At 37.5% G+C, this 13,284-nt stretch carries 16 protein-coding genes; 10 read left to right on the plus strand and 6 right to left on the minus strand.

The window, feature by feature from the left end; all coding sequences use genetic code 11:
• The first annotated feature begins 277 nt into the window (after window positions 1-277).
• A complete protein-coding gene (locus QUF91_RS01840; RefSeq protein WP_289416643.1) occupies window positions 278-736 on the plus strand; it encodes a hypothetical protein in 459 nt (152 codons plus the stop codon).
• 31 nt (window positions 737-767) lie between these two features.
• On the opposite strand, the gene QUF91_RS01845 is transcribed toward QUF91_RS01840, so the two are convergent.
• On the minus strand, window positions 768-1,217 hold the full coding sequence (locus QUF91_RS01845; RefSeq protein ID WP_289416644.1) for a hypothetical protein: 450 nt from the start codon (window positions 1,215-1,217) through the stop codon (window positions 768-770).
• Window positions 1,218-1,413: 196 nt separating this feature from the next.
• Between QUF91_RS01845 and QUF91_RS01850 the strand changes: the two genes are divergently transcribed.
• Together QUF91_RS01850 and QUF91_RS01855 are read left to right on the plus strand one after the other, a co-directional pair.
• The gene (locus QUF91_RS01850; protein ID WP_289416645.1) at window positions 1,414-1,827 is read left to right on the plus strand and encodes a hypothetical protein; all 414 of its coding nucleotides are present in this window, start codon (window positions 1,414-1,416) and stop codon (window positions 1,825-1,827) included.
• 42 nt (window positions 1,828-1,869) lie between these two features.
• Entirely contained in the window at window positions 1,870-2,235 is a 366-nt protein-coding gene (locus tag QUF91_RS01855) for a hypothetical protein (RefSeq protein ID WP_289416646.1), read from the plus strand.
• A gap of 103 nt (window positions 2,236-2,338) precedes the next feature.
• Here QUF91_RS01855 and QUF91_RS01860 read toward each other — a convergent pair whose 3' ends face one another.
• Both QUF91_RS01860 and QUF91_RS01865 read right to left on the minus strand, forming a co-directional pair.
• A complete protein-coding gene (locus QUF91_RS01860; protein WP_289416647.1) occupies window positions 2,339-2,668 on the minus strand; it encodes a hypothetical protein in 330 nt (109 codons plus the stop codon).
• On the minus strand, window positions 2,668-3,051 hold the full coding sequence (locus QUF91_RS01865; protein WP_289416648.1) for a hypothetical protein: 384 nt from the start codon (window positions 3,049-3,051) through the stop codon (window positions 2,668-2,670). The genes QUF91_RS01860 and QUF91_RS01865 overlap by 1 nt, the downstream gene beginning before the upstream one ends.
• Before the next feature lie 265 nt (window positions 3,052-3,316).
• Here QUF91_RS01865 and QUF91_RS01870 point away from each other — a divergent pair, with 265 nt between their 5' ends.
• From QUF91_RS01870 to QUF91_RS01900, 7 genes are all read left to right on the plus strand, one after another.
• Window positions 3,317-4,336, plus strand: coding sequence for a serine hydrolase domain-containing protein (locus QUF91_RS01870; protein WP_285395687.1), 1,020 nt, complete (start codon window positions 3,317-3,319; stop codon window positions 4,334-4,336).
• A complete protein-coding gene (locus tag QUF91_RS01875; protein WP_483308071.1) occupies window positions 4,333-5,646 on the plus strand; it encodes an ABC transporter substrate-binding protein in 1,314 nt (437 codons plus the stop codon). The genes QUF91_RS01870 and QUF91_RS01875 overlap by 4 nt, the downstream gene beginning before the upstream one ends.
• 126 nt (window positions 5,647-5,772) lie before the next feature.
• Complete coding sequence (locus tag QUF91_RS01880; protein ID WP_285395689.1) at window positions 5,773-6,717, plus strand: carbohydrate ABC transporter permease; 945 nt, start codon at window positions 5,773-5,775, stop codon at window positions 6,715-6,717.
• An 11-nt stretch (window positions 6,718-6,728) separates the two neighbouring features.
• Window positions 6,729-7,556 carry a carbohydrate ABC transporter permease gene (locus QUF91_RS01885; RefSeq protein WP_285395690.1) on the plus strand — a complete coding sequence of 276 codons (828 nt, stop codon included), beginning with the start codon at window positions 6,729-6,731 and terminating at the stop codon, window positions 7,554-7,556.
• Complete coding sequence (locus QUF91_RS01890) at window positions 7,543-8,541, plus strand: N-acetylglucosamine kinase (protein WP_289416650.1); 999 nt, start codon at window positions 7,543-7,545, stop codon at window positions 8,539-8,541. The genes QUF91_RS01885 and QUF91_RS01890 overlap by 14 nt, the downstream gene beginning before the upstream one ends.
• Window positions 8,542-8,562: 21 nt before the next feature.
• A complete protein-coding gene (murQ, locus tag QUF91_RS01895) occupies window positions 8,563-9,468 on the plus strand; it encodes an N-acetylmuramic acid 6-phosphate etherase (protein WP_289416651.1) in 906 nt (301 codons plus the stop codon).
• Window positions 9,469-9,678: 210 nt separating this feature from the next.
• Window positions 9,679-10,551: a MurR/RpiR family transcriptional regulator gene (locus tag QUF91_RS01900; protein ID WP_289416652.1), complete on the plus strand. Its 873-nt coding sequence runs from the start codon at window positions 9,679-9,681 to the stop codon at window positions 10,549-10,551.
• 42 nt (window positions 10,552-10,593) lie between these two features.
• On the opposite strand, the gene QUF91_RS01905 is transcribed toward QUF91_RS01900, so the two are convergent.
• The 3 genes from QUF91_RS01905 to QUF91_RS01915 form a co-directional block, all read right to left on the minus strand.
• A complete protein-coding gene (locus tag QUF91_RS01905) occupies window positions 10,594-11,679 on the minus strand; it encodes an ABC transporter ATP-binding protein (protein ID WP_289416653.1) in 1,086 nt (361 codons plus the stop codon).
• Window positions 11,680-12,060: 381 nt separating this feature from the next.
• Complete coding sequence (locus tag QUF91_RS01910) at window positions 12,061-12,324, minus strand: hypothetical protein (protein WP_289416654.1); 264 nt, start codon at window positions 12,322-12,324, stop codon at window positions 12,061-12,063.
• 77 nt (window positions 12,325-12,401) lie between these two features.
• Window positions 12,402-13,262, minus strand: a complete 861-nt coding sequence (locus tag QUF91_RS01915) for a PucR family transcriptional regulator (protein ID WP_289416655.1) — start codon at window positions 13,260-13,262, stop codon at window positions 12,402-12,404.
• Window positions 13,263-13,284 lie beyond the last annotated feature (22 nt).

Below are 13,284 nucleotides of genomic sequence, written 5' to 3' on the forward strand. Positions count from 1 at the left end.
CGATACATGGGTGATTGAAGCATATGAAGTTAAGTCCATACGAATAAATGTTTGTATAGAAAACATGTAGAAATAAACTTTTTTATGGGGATACCGAAATACTAGGCCCTGCCTAGTTTATCACCCCAAGTGATAGCAGATTTCCCTTATGCTCTTCTTTTCTACGAAGGTGAATTTAAAATTGCCATTTTTTTTTTTTTTTATAGGTTGTTAAAATCGTTTTAAATTCCTCTTTACTTAGTGTAAGACAAAAAAACAAAACATGGAGGAATTTAAAATGGCAAAAATTACAGGATCAAGAGAGTATATGGCAAATCTTACACTGAGTTATTCAGAAGTTGAGAAAGTAATGACAGCTCAACAAGTTATTTATGAAAAAGGACTTGTAAAGTTAGAATCTAATTCGATGATTACAGCTTTAGGTCCAGTCGCAACCGTTTTAGGATTAGCATTTGTCACAAGTACGCCAGCTGGTATTGCAGCAGGTGTTGCAGGCATTATTTCTGGTTTAGTAGGTAGCGCTAAAGCTGAATTAGATTCTTTGGTGAAAAACGGGTATTGGGAATTAGGTAAAACACGAGATTTCCTTAAAAACAACCCTAAGTATACTCACGTTGAACTGAAACTCCCGTTCATCGAGTATACACTTGATGCGAAAGATAAAATTCGTTTCATTACGGGTAAAGGAGTACTTGTCCGAGTGAAAACTAGTACTGGTTGGATTCCATTCGAATAATAAAAAAAGCTCTCGCTAGCGAGAGCTTTTTTTACTCAAACATTTTTTCTGTCTTATCAAAAATCGAACCATTTTCTGCTTTAAAATATTTTGAATTATTCTTATTTCCTTTATAGCTATAGGCATCGACAAGGAGATTATTATCCATTCTTACCCCTAACGCTGCTACATCGTTCTCTCTGAAAATCGTAATCCAAAATGACTCTTTAATTGTTTTATCACTTACTTTTGTTTGCTTCAATTCAGTATTTAAAAGGGTATCTAAAAATTCTTTCGCCTGTTTTCCCTTCAGAGTAATTTCTTTGTTGTCTGAACTTCTAATAATGTTAATTCTGCTTACATTTGAAACACCAACATCATCTACAAAAATATCTTTCAATTTTATAATCTCATTCCTATTAAAAAGGATCAGAACTGAAATAGTCACAACAACAATTAAAGAAAGACCAAAAATCAAAACCTTATTTTTCCCACTTTTCACCATACCCCCCCTTCCTATGAGTATTCTGAATTTTCGTAACTACAATTATTTTACCATTTCAGATTTTCCAAGGAAAATTTAATACGATTAGAAAACTTATTGAAAGAGAAAAATTTATATAAATAAAAAGTGATAGTATTATTAGTCAGCTAATATAAACTCTAATATATTAAAAATTATTAGGAGAGTGAATAGTATGTTGGAGCTAACGAAAGACAACAAAGTTTCAGAGCTGATTGCTAGTAAAAAATCATTAAAAGAGCTTAGAAAGATTTTAAATACACGTGATACAACCATACGAGAAGTATTTAATTCATTAGGGTACTTCTATAATAAATCGCAACATGAATGGCAACGTGACGCCAATTTGTCTGATAAGGACATGACGTTTAACGAAGCATTGGCACAGTTAAAAGTAGCAGCATCAAAGCAAACTTCTAAAGTTAATAATGACCTAATAGAAACTAATAAAGAGGTAGCCGTCACCACTCCTAATAATGAACTAATCGAAACTAATAGTCAGCGGAATATAGAGGTTTTGAACGCCATTGGCCTGTCAGAAACCGAGTTTGATAATCAAAATGCCCTTTATAGAGTGTTAGATAGTTAACCAAATCTAGCAATAAAAAAACAATATTGGAGGAATTATATTATGCCATCAGCAATTTTAGGAACTCGAAAAGGTAGCAACCCTGTTACCGATAAGTATTCAAAAGCACAAGTATTAATGCTTGAGACTACAATACTCAAGTCAGCAGATTTTTTAACAAATAAAAAATCTGAATCTGATATTGCAAAATCTTTAGGGGGCACAGACCAAATGGTTGGTAGTCTAGCGGTATTTGGTATCGCAGTGCATGTTTGGCCAGAGACAAGCGTAAGCCAAGACCTTGCAAGAGGGGCGAAAACAGCTGTTGATAATATCAAAGGTGTTTTTGCTAAGATGGAAAAGGATGGGTACAAATCTGTCTTACTAACGGTTACTTACAAAGAAGCCTACAACTGTTTGGTTATATAAAAAATAACCATTGCAGTGAGCGGAGTGCGACGGCTACTTTGGATGTTGTATAAAAGTGTTTATTTCTCCAATTCTGCGTAAAATGTGGTTAAACGTTGTTTAGCTATTTCATAAATTTTATCTCTGTTACGAGGTCCGATAGCAAGGATTTGCATTGCGATAAAATCTTTACTACGGGTCTATACACTATGCGCAAGGATGTACTGGTTCGCTTTATTTTAGCAAATTCAGACAGCTCACCGCTTAAACGAATACCGTTGCCATCAGGTCTAAAATTAGCGCCACGTTTAGCTTGACTTACAATCAAAGCTAAAACAACTTTTTTTGTATGCGAATCAAAGCTTTTAAAATCTTCTAGTGCATTTTCAGAAAAAGTAATGTGTGTATGGAATTTTAGTAATTCGGCCTCTAGTCGATCTAACCAAGCTGGCATTAGTCGATAACCTCATCAAATTGATCTGCCATTGCTATGATTTCATTAAAATCTAAATCTTCATCTCCTAGAGCCTCTTTTAATGGAATCTTTGCCTCATCATCTTTACGTATTAACATCACTTTTTGCAAATGCTCATCATGAATAGCATCCAATAGTTCTTTTGCTCGAAGAAGCTCTGTGAAAAAATCCAAGTTAGCAATAACAGCTTTGCCTTTTTGTTGTGTACTTTGTACAACGTAAAAGTCGTTAGCACCATGTTCATATGTTTCTAAAATCTCGTTTAAACGATTGCCTCGCTTGATATCGGTAATGCCAAACACATTGTTCTTGATGAAATCTAAATCAACAGAATGACCAAAGGATTTCTCTTTATCCACCATTGTTGTCACCATCCTTTACTCTATATACTATGCAATAAATTGTGTAATTAATTGTACATATCATACCGCGTTTAAAGGGTACGCAAAATAAGTTATCATGAAATCATCATTTTATACATAAGGATTGATGGTATTGATTCATTTTAAAAGAGCATTACTCAAAATGAAAAAATATTTTAAAATTTATGTTGTTTTTCGTCATTATATTTTATATCATATTAGTAATTTACAGAAAATTTAGTCATTTTAAATGTGAGGTGTTTATTTGGTAGATGCATATATGAATCGCTTAGTGATGGACAATGAAATTCCAGGAGCAGTGCTTATTGTCCAACATCAGCATAGACGTATATTGTCAAAAAGCTATGGAGTGTATACAGCTGAGGATTTGAGTAAGCAAATTATTTCCAAAAATACTTTGTTTGATTTGGCATCCTTAACAAAAGTTGTCGCCACATTACCAGCTATTCTTTTACTAATTAGTAGGAACAAGTTGAACTTGATGGATTCAGTACAAAAACATTTACCGAATTTTAGATTCCCGCACATTACAATACAACATTTATTACAACATAGCTCTGGGCTACCGGCAGGCTTAGAGCCATCTGTTAAAAGACACCAGCAGCGTGATATTATGCAGGAGGTTTTGGCTTGTGATGTAATAGGACAGCCAAATGAAAAAGTACGATACAGTGATATAGGGATGATTTTATTAGGGAAGACGATCGAAAATGTCGCAGGTCTGCCTTTTCAAAATTTTGTAGAGCAAGAGATTTTCGAGCCGTGGGGTATGCATAATACAAGTTTTCGACTATCCGAGCAGAAAAGGAGGGAAGCGGCAGCTACAGAAATGGTAGCAGGTAAATTTGTGCAAGGAATTGTACACGATGAAAAAGCACTACTATTAGGTGGAGTAGCCGGTAGTGCAGGGTTATTTTCGTGTGCAGAGGATTTAGCAAAGTATGCGGAATATTGGTTAGGCATAACGCAGCAATCTACTATACCAGTTGAGTGGATGAAGCTGGCATTTACGAAAACAATAGATAACAGAGGACTTGGCTTTGAAGTTTGGAATGGAGATCGTTCAACATTTTGTTTTGGTAGGGGGTGGACGAAGGGCTCTTTTGGGCATACAGGATTTACTGGCACAAGTATTTGGATGGATCCTGTCAAAAAGGCATTTGTTATTTTACTTACAAACGCTGTTCATTATGGAAGAAATACGAACATAAGGGGAATTAGAGAAAAACTTCATACGATGATCTATGAAAATCTAATTACATGAAGGGTGGATTTGCTGTTATGAAACAAATGAACAAATGGTTGTTCCTGTTCCTTTTGTTACTCGTTGTGGCATTAGTAGGCTGTTCCTCAGATAAGAAATCAACAAGCTCTACAACGCCTGATAAAGAGGATAAAGGAAATACAGAGAAAGTTTCATTAACGATAGGGAGTTGGCGTACAGAGGATGTTGCCAAATATGAAAAAGTCATTGCGTTATTTAATGAACAACATCCCGACATAAACATAGCATTTAACCCAACCAAAAATACGGAATATAACACGGTGTTAAACACAGCATTACAAGCTGGTGAAGGTCCAGATATCTTTCATTTACGTCCGTATGCTGCAGGATTAAAGCTTGCTGAGGCTGGTTATGTGGAAAAAATTACTGGCTTAAAAGGTTTGGATGCATATCCTGAAGAAGCATTAATAGCTTCCTGCGATCAAGAAGGGAATCAGTATGGTGTACCCATTAACTTGAGCTCCACTCAATTCTTCTACAATAAAAAGATTTTTAAAGATAATAACTTAGAAATACCTACTACTTGGGATGAATTCATAGCTCTTAATGATAAATTGCTAGAAAAGGGTATTACGCCGATTGCAATGGGCACTAAAGAAGGCTGGTTATTGTCGTTGCTGCACGGCATTGTAGGTCCTGCTATTTATGAAGGAAATGATTTCTATCAAGCAGTACTTGCGGGAGAAAAAGACTTTACAGATCCGAAGTTTATAGAATCTATACAGGTGATGAATGACTTGAAAAAATACTTCCCAGCAAATTCAGAAGGGTTAGGGATGGATGATATTCGTACATTATTTGCATTAGGTGATGCAGCTATGTTCCCGCTAGGTAGCTGGGAAATTCCAGTTGTGCTAGAAATGAATCCAGATTTAGATTTAGGTTACTTCCCGATACCATCAAAGGCTGGTAATAAAACAGTGACGACTTGGGTAGATGGTTCATTTGCTATTAATGCAAATTCGAAACATAAGGATGCGGCTAAACTATTTTTAGAGTTTTTAACAACGAAGGAATTTGGAGAGCTATTTGTAAAGGAATTTTCAATGATTAGTGCAATTCCTGGTATTACCTCTGACAATGCATTATTAAATGACATTAGCAAATCCACCGAAAATGAAGCAACACCGTATATGTGGGTTACAAATTTTACAGGTGGCGATCCGACAACAAAGAGCTTGCTCGAAAGTGAGTTACAAGGCATGTATTTAGGTCAGGTAACACCAGAAGAGGTAGCGAAAAAAGTGCAAGAAAACGCCAAAACATGGTTTACACCGTTTCAAAAATAGAACTGTCTTTCCTTGATAGATGTGTATCTTCAATTAAGTAGATAACTAAAATTGACCCCACGAACACTTCGAAGGAAGAAGCTGGGGTCTTACTGTCTAAATTTCTTCAAAGGAGGCTGTCCGATAATGAACATAACTACAGCTTCATCGACTAAAAAGAAAAAAACTTGGGCAAAGTGGACCATTCATCTTTTTCCAATTCCTGCATTGATTATTTACGGAATGTTTGTACTGTATCCTATTATAGCTGCATTATCCTATAGTTTTTTTGAATGGAAAGGGATGACGAGAGGTAATTTTATTGGATTTCAAAATTTCGTGACATTGTTTACGACAGAACCATATGGATCGATGTTTTGGAATGCCTTCAAACATAACGCACTGTATTTCGTTTTACAAATGATTGTGATGAATGGTTTAGCCTTTTTCCTAGCGTTTATCATTTATCAAAAAATAAAGGGAGCAGAATTTTTTAAGGCGGCCTTCTTCTTGCCGCGATTACTATCTGTTATTGTTGTAGGATTTTTATGGAAACTCATTTTAAATCCCAATTTCGGTACGTTGAACGTTATTTTGGAGAAAATAGGTCTGGAAAGCTTACAGAAGGCATGGTTAGGTGATCCTAAGACAGCTTTAATCGCTATTATTTTAGTAAATTGTTGGTTTGGTCTTGGCTTTGGTGTCTTGATTTTCTTAGCTGGATTTCAAGGGATACCAAGTGAACTAATCGAAGCCGCGAAGCTAGACGGTGCAAAAGGCTTTACATTATTACGTACAATCTATCTGCCGTTGATGATTCCTTCTATTATGATCATGGGCGTCTTAACATTTATTCAATCATTTGAGGCTTTTGAGCTTGTTTATGCAATGCAGGGCTCAATGGGAGAGCCATATTATTCCACTGACACCTTAGCTGTATTCTTCTACCGCTTGGCATTTGGTAGCTCAACAGCCTCAGGCGCAACGGCCATTGGTTTAGGGTCAGCGCTAGCAACGGTTTTATTCTTCTTTATTTTAATTTGCACAACAGTATTTTTACGTTTTACGAGTAAAAAAGATGTACAAATGTAAGGGGTGAGCAAATGAAGCAAGGCGCAATTTGGGCTCGGCCATTTTACTATATTGTTGTATTTGCGGTGGCAACGATCAGCTTATATCCTATTTTATTAATGATTTTATCGTCATTTAAGACGAGTGTGGACATTTATAAAAATCCTTTGGGCTTACCGACTAGCTTTAGCTTAGATACTTACCGTACATTATTGTCAAAGATTCCATTTACAACGTATTTTATGAACAGTGCCTTTGTGAGTATTGTATCTGTTGTATTAATTGTCGTTGTTTGTTCATTGGCCTCTTTTTATATTGCGCGTTTTAAATTTTCATGGAATCAGGCGCTATTTTTTATTTTCCTATTAGGGATGATGATTCCGATTAAACTTGGGATTGTACCTCTTTTCATTTTAATGCGTGATTTAGGACTTATTAATTCCTTATGGTCACTAATTTTGATGAATACTGCGACAGGCATTCCACTGACGATGTTAATATTAACAGGTTTCTTTAAAACGATGCCCTATGAGCTAGAGGAGGCTGCACGTATGGATGGAGCGGGGAATTTAAGGGTGCTCTGGCATGTAGTATTACCGTTAATGAGACCAGCACTTGGGACGGTGGTCATCATTAATTTTATTGCCGCATGGAATGACTTTTTCTTCCCCCTTATTTTCATTACAGATAAGATGAAGCGTACAATTCCGGTTGGGATGATGTCTCTTTTTGGGGAACATTCGGCTGATTGGGGTTCGCTTTTTGCAGGCCTAACACTTGCGTCATTGCCGATGATACTTTTATTCTTTATTGCCTCTAAGCAATTTATGGAAGGGTTGACGGCTGGTGCTATTAAATAAACAATACATTATTGGTGTAGATGGTGGTGGGACGAAAACCCGTGCAGTTATAGGTACTAGAAGCGGTGAAGTACTTGCTACCGTTGAAGGAGCAGGAGCAAATATAAAATCAACGCCACCAGAAGAAGTACGACAGCAAATGATGAAATTACTAACGCGATTACTCCAAAAGGTTGGGGCAACGAGGACGGATGTTTCGACTACCTTTTTATGTATAGCAGGTGGGGATCGTCAGGAGGATTTAGTACGCTGGCATAAATGGATGGAGTTATTTTTTACATCTGAATCCTGCAAGGTGTATGTTACAAATGATGCGGTAGCGGCACTTACTAGCGGTACATTTGCACATGAAGGGCTTGTCCTTATTGCGGGAACTGGCTCTATTGTATATTGTGTTCAAAAGAATAATCGTGTGAGCCGGGTAGGTGGATGGGGTTATTTATTTGGAGATGAAGGTAGTGGCTACTATATTGGGCAACAAGCATTACGTGTTATTGCACAGCATTATGATGCATTTGGCCGAGATGGAGATGCGTTTACAGAGGCGATCTTAAAGCAACTAGTGCTAAAAGATCCGACTGAAATCATTACGTTCATCTACGAGCATGCACAGCCACGGGTGTTGATTGCTTCCATTGTCCAAACTGTGTTACAGCTAGCTGAACAAGGTAATAAAACAGCGGAGATTATTATAGAACGTGCCATTACCTGCTTAGCACAATTACTGCTAACGATGTTTCAGAAAGAGCCCAAAGTCAAAAGCTTTCCTATTGTCACTTGTGGTGGTTTATTTGAAAGTAGTTATTTTACTAACTGTTTTCAAGAGAAATTGCAGCAAGTAGCTATTAACAATCGACTCATTCAACCCGAGGTACCACCTGTAATCGGAGCATTTGTAAAAGGGCTTATTAGTGAGGGCATTCTAATCACGAAGTCAGTACAGCAAATCGTAAAGGAAACTTGGATGAGCAACATTAACAAATAGGGGAGGAGGGATTTGACTTCGATGGAACGAATGACAAAACTAACAACAGAAGATTATCATCCAGAAACAGCAAATTTAGATGTAATGTCAATTGCTGAAATTGTACAGCTGATGAATAAAGATGATTTAAAAATAACGCAAGCCATTGCAAAGGTGCTACCTGAAATTGAACAAGCAATTGAAGTCGTCATTAATGCGCTGAAGAATGGCGGGAGATTATTTTATGTAGGTGCAGGGACAAGTGGGCGTATAGGTTTATTAGATGCAGTGGAATGTCCACCAACATTCAGTACATCGCCAAAGCTCGTGCAAGCAATATTGGCGGGGGGTTCAGACGCAATAATGGTTGCCATAGAAGGTGCGGAGGACGACTATACTCTAGGGGAAGAGGAATTAAAGAAACAGCAGCTAAGTGCACAGGATGTTGTCATTGGGATTGCAGCGAGTGGTAGGACACCCTTTGTCAAAGGTGCATTAGTTTATGCACAGCAAATAGGGGCACGCACAATAAGTTTAGCCAGTAATCCGCAATCGGTCATTGGTGCCTATGCAAATATTGCAATAGAAGTCATTACGGGACCTGAAATCTTAACGGGCTCCACAAGGCTAAAGGCTGCGACTGCTCATAAACAAATACTAAATATGATTACGACAACATCGATGATTAAGCTTGGAAAAGTATATAAGAATTTAATGGTAGATGTCCATGCAAGTAATTTTAAATTACGTGAGCGTGCTAAAAAGATTGTTTGTGAGGCAACGGGTGTATCCTATGAACAGGCAGAGGGAATTTTAGAGCAGACTCATTTTCAAGTGAAGCTTGCCATTGTAATGTTACTCACAGAAACGACTTTAGATACAGCTGAGAGATTATTAGCACAATCGGAAGGTCATGTGCGTATGGCAGTGGAGCTCAAGAAGGACTAAGAGAAAGGGTGAGTGGATGCATCCATTCACTTTTTTATTGTTAAGGAAATTATAGATTTTTAACTTAAAGTGCTACATCCTTGTGGTCGCTTCAATCCATCGGGCAAAAAAGTGGTGGATCGCTTATTTTTACTTCGGGTTCTATAGCGCTTTTGCGTAATTGTTCGTCAAGTTACAATACATACATAATAAAATGCGGAGTTGATGGGAATGGAAAAAATAAATGCTGGATTGATTATGCTTGCGGAAATGCGGGAGAAGTTACCACCATCCGAAAAGAAGGTGGCGTCCTATATTTTAGAGCATCCATCAAAGGCTATTAAAATGACAGCTGTTGAATTGGGAGAGGCAAGTAATACAAGTAGTGCGGCTGTTATTCGTTTGTGTAAATCTTTAAATGTCAGTGGTGTTCAGGAGCTAAAGTTACGTATTGCTGGTGATTTGCAACGAGAAAAAACAGATGATCATGATATTGAACCGAATGAGCCATTACGGTCCATTGTAGAAAAGGTGACGATGCAAAGTAGTCAGATTTTAAAGCAAACAGCGGATTTGATTGATGCGGTAGAGCTGGAACGTGCGGTATCAGCATTATCAAATGCAAACAGAATCTTCTTTTTTGGTGTCGGTGCATCTGGTATTACAGCAATGGATGCAGACCAGAAATTTTTACGAATTAATAAGAATAGTAAGGCGTTCATGGATTTACATTTAGGAGCTACAGCGGTTGTAAACGCAGAAGAGGGGGATGTGGTAATAGGTATTTCATTTTCTGGTGAAACACATGAAGTTGCTAAAATTCTTGAAATTGCCCGAGAAACACCTGCAACAACAATTAGTTTAACTCGCTATGGTAGTTCGCTCGTATCAAGCTTGGCGGATATTTGTTTATACACGTCACCGAATGTAGAGGCGGCCTTTAGAAGCGGAGCAACTTCCTCACGTCTTGCGCAGCTCCATGTAATTGATATTTTATTTATGTGCGTAGCAACGAGTAACTATGAGCAAACAATTGATTATCTGGACTCTACACGTACAGCAATTCAAGGACTGCATAAAAAGGTTAATACACGAAAGAAATAAAAGAACTTAGGCGATGCCAGACTCATATCGCCTAAGTTCTCCCTAATAAATACGTTCTTCTGTAAGTGGATCGAAAAAATGAATCTTTTCTTCTTTCATGGCTAATGTCACTACATCGGCAGGCTGTAAAGTACTATCAGCATGAACACGTGCAATAAATGTTTGGTTTGCTAATGAAGCATAGAGGAAAGTTTCTGCGCCGAGCAGTTCAGCAACGTTTACTGTTGTACGGAAAGTGTACGGAGAATCGGATGCTATAATGTGTAAATCTTCAGGGCGAATACCGAGTACAATATCCTTGCCTAAATAGTTTTTTTCTTTCAATACCCCTAAATATGTTGAAGGAATAGGGAAGCTATGCTCACCGAGTATTACAGTTGTATCGGTTAAATGACCTTGGAAAAGATTCATAGAAGGTGAGCCGATGAAGTCCGCAACGAACATATTATATGGGGTATCATAAACTTCCTTTGGTGCGCCAATTTGCTGAATAAGACCATCCTTCATAACTACGAGACGAGTCGCCATAGTCATTGCTTCAGTTTGGTCATGTGTAACGTAAATAGTTGTCGTTTGAATACGTTGATGGAGCTTCTGAATTTCAGCACGCATTTGTACACGTAGCTTGGCATCCAAATTGGAGAGCGGTTCATCCATTAAAAAAACTTTGGCATCCCGCACGATAGCACGACCGAGAGCTACGCGCTGACGTTGCCCGCCTGATAACGCTTTGGGCTTCCGTTTTAAGTAATCTTCTAAGCCTAATATGTTAGCAGCTTCTCTCACACGTCGATCAATTTCTTTTTTATCGACCTTACGAAGCTTTAAACTAAATGCCATATTATCGTATACAGACATATGTGGATATAAGGCGTAGCTCTGGAATACCATAGCGATACTACGATCTTTTGGCTCAACGTCATTCATCCGTACATCATCGATATAAAATTCACCTTTTGAAATATCCTCTAAGCCCGCAATCATTCGCAATGTTGTTGTTTTCCCACAGCCAGACGGACCGACAAAAACGATAAATTCCTTATCGTGAATTTGTAAATTAAAATCGGTGACAGCCTGAACATTTTTATCGTAGATTTTATAAATATGCTCTAACCTCAATTCCGCCATACACTACACCCCTTTGTAAGTCATACATCCATTGTAAATAATTTCGTCGTGTAGACCTAGGTAATCACTGCACAATATTTATGTTATAAAATGTGCAGCGTGATGTTGTTGAAAAACTATTGTGACGATGAAATGAAGGTGTCAAATTAACATTAACTAAAGTATGGCTCTTCGACAAAACGGGGGAGTGATTTCCGTTCCGACTGGGCGCTTTACTGGGGCGCCCGATAAGCTGCTTAGGCCAACACGAATGTATCTGCGCGAAATCGAAGTGCAAACGTAGCGGCCCGATGCTCCAAAATGCCAATCGCTGATAAAATCGAGAAACCGCTGATAAAACCGAGAAAATCGCTGATAAAAAGCCGAGAATCGCTGATAACATCAAGAAAATCGCTGATAAAATGCTGAGAACCGTTGATAGAACCGAGAAACCGCTGATAAAAAGCCGAGAATCGCTGATAAAACCGAGAAACCGCTGATAAAATGCTGAGAATTGCTGATAAAACCGAGAAAATCGCTGATAAAATGCTCAGAATCGCTGATAAAATCGAGAAACCGCTGATAAAAAGCCGAGAATCGCTGATAAAACCGAGAAACCGCTGATAAAATCATGAATCGCCCACGCGAAAGCGCAACAACATTCACAAAGATTCCCTTAACCATTTTATTTTTCAACACTATGACACTGCACAATTTTTATGTTATAAAGTGTGCGGCGAGGCTTATAATGACTCTAAAAAGGAGATAGCAAGGAATACTTCGAGCCGATGTTCAAATTGCCGAATATCTTTTTGAGTAAGTTGCTGAAATTTCTCCAGACGATTTTGCAATGTATTACGGTGCATAAACATTTTTTTTGCAGCCAGTGTTATATTTCCTTCGTATTTAATCAATTGTTTTATAGTATGTACTAAGTCAGGCTGTGAGGTCGCTTCTTTTAAAATGGAAGATATAAAAATATTTTTCTCATGTAAGCCAAGGTGTAGTGATAAGTACGGCACTAATAACTCTTGTTGTGTAAGTACATGCTTAGTTGTACAAGACCAAAGAGATTGCTGTAAATCAACAAGCCAGTTAAAGCGTTTTTTTGTCATCGTAATGTCTGGCATAATATCAGAAACAAAAATCTTAAAGTTGGTTTTTAAATCTTCAAGTAAAAGATCAAGATAGTGAGAAAAATTCAGTAATTCATCGTTTTCGATACATTCGATAATTGCAAATAAATGAGGATTTAGTGATATGAGTATAATATCTTTGCCAAGTAATGCTTCAAAGGCCGTCCGAAGTAAATTAGGTGTAGTAAATGCTTTGTCAAAATGAAGAAATAATATGCGATGTTTATGAATTGGTGTTGGCGCCTCATTTGTTTCATCCGTAAAATAATCAAACCAAGCCGTATCATAATCATTTGGAAATGTAAGTGGTCCAGAAAAAATACGCAATAGCTCTAGCTCACTTTGCGTAATAGTATGTTTTGGAATCTCAAAAAGACGATTGTCAAAATTAAATAAATAGCCGTCTGTTTCATTGCCCGAAAAGGGTCTTAATAATGGAAAGCGTTGCTGCAATTTTTGATAGTTCATGAATACCACATCCCTTGTTAAT

Source organism: Lysinibacillus sp. G4S2 (genome assembly GCF_030348505.1).
Classification (GTDB): Bacteria; Bacillota; Bacilli; order Bacillales_A; family Planococcaceae; genus Lysinibacillus.

What these genes read in the sequence shown, in the direction of transcription:
- QUF91_RS01840 (WP_289416643.1), top strand. Translation starts at nt 278, where the DNA reads ATGGCAAAAATTACAGGATCAAGAGAGTATATGGCAAATCTTACACTG.
- QUF91_RS01850 (WP_289416645.1), top strand. Translation starts at nt 1,414, where the DNA reads ATGTTGGAGCTAACGAAAGACAACAAAGTTTCAGAGCTGATTGCTAGT.
- QUF91_RS01855 (WP_289416646.1), top strand. Translation starts at nt 1,870, where the DNA reads ATGCCATCAGCAATTTTAGGAACTCGAAAAGGTAGCAACCCTGTTACC.
- QUF91_RS01860 (WP_289416647.1), bottom strand. Translation starts at nt 2,668, where the DNA reads ATGCCAGCTTGGTTAGATCGACTAGAGGCCGAATTACTAAAATTCCAT.
- QUF91_RS01865 (WP_289416648.1), bottom strand. Translation starts at nt 3,051, where the DNA reads ATGGTGGATAAAGAGAAATCCTTTGGTCATTCTGTTGATTTAGATTTC.
- QUF91_RS01875 (WP_483308071.1), top strand. Translation starts at nt 4,333, where the DNA reads ATGAAGGGTGGATTTGCTGTTATGAAACAAATGAACAAATGGTTGTTC.
- QUF91_RS01880 (WP_285395689.1), top strand. Translation starts at nt 5,773, where the DNA reads ATGAACATAACTACAGCTTCATCGACTAAAAAGAAAAAAACTTGGGCA.
- QUF91_RS01885 (WP_285395690.1), top strand. Translation starts at nt 6,729, where the DNA reads ATGAAGCAAGGCGCAATTTGGGCTCGGCCATTTTACTATATTGTTGTA.
- murQ (WP_289416651.1), top strand. Translation starts at nt 8,563, where the DNA reads ATGGAACGAATGACAAAACTAACAACAGAAGATTATCATCCAGAAACA.
- QUF91_RS01900 (WP_289416652.1), top strand. Translation starts at nt 9,679, where the DNA reads ATGGAAAAAATAAATGCTGGATTGATTATGCTTGCGGAAATGCGGGAG.
- QUF91_RS01905 (WP_289416653.1), bottom strand. Translation starts at nt 11,679, where the DNA reads ATGGCGGAATTGAGGTTAGAGCATATTTATAAAATCTACGATAAAAAT.
- QUF91_RS01915 (WP_289416655.1), bottom strand. Translation starts at nt 13,262, where the DNA reads ATGAACTATCAAAAATTGCAGCAACGCTTTCCATTATTAAGACCCTTT.